Annotated in this window: 2 protein-coding genes; both read left to right on the top strand. The window is 56.0% G+C overall.

Features of this window, described 5'->3' with window-relative positions; all coding sequences use genetic code 11:
* Positions 1-108: 108 nt before the first annotated feature.
* Positions 109-1,299: an iron ABC transporter substrate-binding protein gene (locus tag MVK46_RS06905; RefSeq protein WP_297535894.1), complete on the top strand. Its 1,191-nt coding sequence runs from the start codon at positions 109-111 to the stop codon at positions 1,297-1,299.
* Positions 1,299-1,597: iron chelate uptake ABC transporter family permease subunit (locus MVK46_RS06910; RefSeq protein WP_297535895.1), on the top strand; the 299-nt coding region annotated here is incomplete at its 3' end. The genes MVK46_RS06905 and MVK46_RS06910, both read left to right, overlap by 1 nt.

Raw genomic sequence — 1,597 nt, forward strand, 5'->3', positions numbered from 1 at the left:
CAATGGCGAGCCGGATTGTTTACCGGAACGGAAAACCGTTCTGCCTGAAATGCGCCGGGGAGAAATACTACGCCGTTATAGGTAGGGGAATAGTTGAGGTGAAGGGAGATGAGGTTTGACTGGGGGAAAGTTTTGGCCGTTTTCATAGTCCTTCTGGCCGTTTCAATGGCCGGATGTATAGGCAGCGGCTCTGGTGCGGGCACTTCCCCGACAAAGACCGCAACTTCCACTGTTTCCTCTTCGACGCCCGCTAAAGCACAGAAGTACATCACCGTCACCGATATGCTCGGAAGAACCGTGAAGGTTCCGGCAAACGTAACAAGGGTCGTTGCCGTTGGACCGGGAGCTTTGAGAATCCTCGTCTATCTCAACGCCACCAAAGACGTCGTCGGAATCGAGGAGTTCGAGAAGCGCTTCCCCTACGGGAGGCCTTACATACTGGCCCATCCCGAGCTTCTCAAACTGCCGGTTATCGGGCCAGGCGGTCCCGGAAAGCTCCCTGACATGGAGGCCCTGATTAAGGTCCACCCGCAGGTCATCTTCATGGTATTCGTGAGCAGGCAGACCGCCGATGAGGTTCAGGAAAAAACGGGAATCCCTGTCGTGGTCCTCAGCTACGGAACGCTGAAGAACTTCACAGACCCGGTCTTCTTCAAGTCGCTCCTCTTAGCTGGAAAAATCCTCGGAAAGGAGAAGAGGGCCGAGGAGGTCATAAAGTTCATCGAGGAGCAGCAGAGCTACCTTGAGAACCTCACGAAGGGCCTGAAGAGTCCGAGGGTTTACGTCGGCGGGATAGGCTTCAAGGGCGCCCACGGGATAACGAGCACCTTCACCGACTACGCGCCCTTCACGGTTCTCCACCTCGACAACATAGCGGCCAACCTGACGAGCACCAACTACGGCTGGGTGCAGGTGGACAAGGAGTGGCTCCTCAAGGAGAACCCGGACTACATCTTCATCGACGAGGGTGGTTTGAAGATAATCCTCGACGACTACAGGAGCAACCCCGACTTCTACAACTCGCTCAAGGCCGTGGAGGAGGGCAATCTTTACGGAGTCCTGCCCTACAACTTCTACAATACCAACATCGGAATCGCCATAGCTGACGCCTACTACATCGGAAAGGTTATCTACCCGGAGCGCTTCAAGAATATAGACCCCGTTAAGAAGGCCAACGAGATATTTACCTTCCTCGTCGGGAAGCCGGTTTACGGCGAGCTCGCCAAGGAGTTCGGCGGGTTCGGAAAGATAAACCTCGCCACCGGAAACGTCACCTACGGCCTGCCGACCAACCCGTGATGCCTATGGACTACAAGGCGTACCTGAGGCGAAAGCTCCTCATAGGCCTCGCCCTTTTCCTTTCCCTGCTAGCGGTTTCCCTGTTCTCCCTCTCGAGCGGACCCTATCACGTTCCGGTTAGAGAAGTCCTTGCGGTTCTCTTCGGCGGTGGAAGCAGGGACGACCGTCTCGTAATCCTCGGCATAAGACTGCCAAGAATCGTCGCTGGAATCCTCGTCGGGGCTTCAATGGGAGTCGCCGGAGCGGTTCTGCAGGGCTACCTGAGAAATCCCCTCGCCACACCGTTCATTATGGGCGT

It is taken from the genome of Thermococcus sp., assembly GCF_027066465.1.
In the GTDB taxonomy this organism is placed as follows: Archaea; Methanobacteriota_B; Thermococci; order Thermococcales; family Thermococcaceae; genus Thermococcus.

Excerpts from the sequence above, each read along its gene's own strand:
- MVK46_RS06905 (WP_297535894.1), top strand. The coding sequence starts at position 109 with ATGAGGTTTGACTGGGGGAAAGTTTTGGCCGTTTTCATAGTCCTTCTG.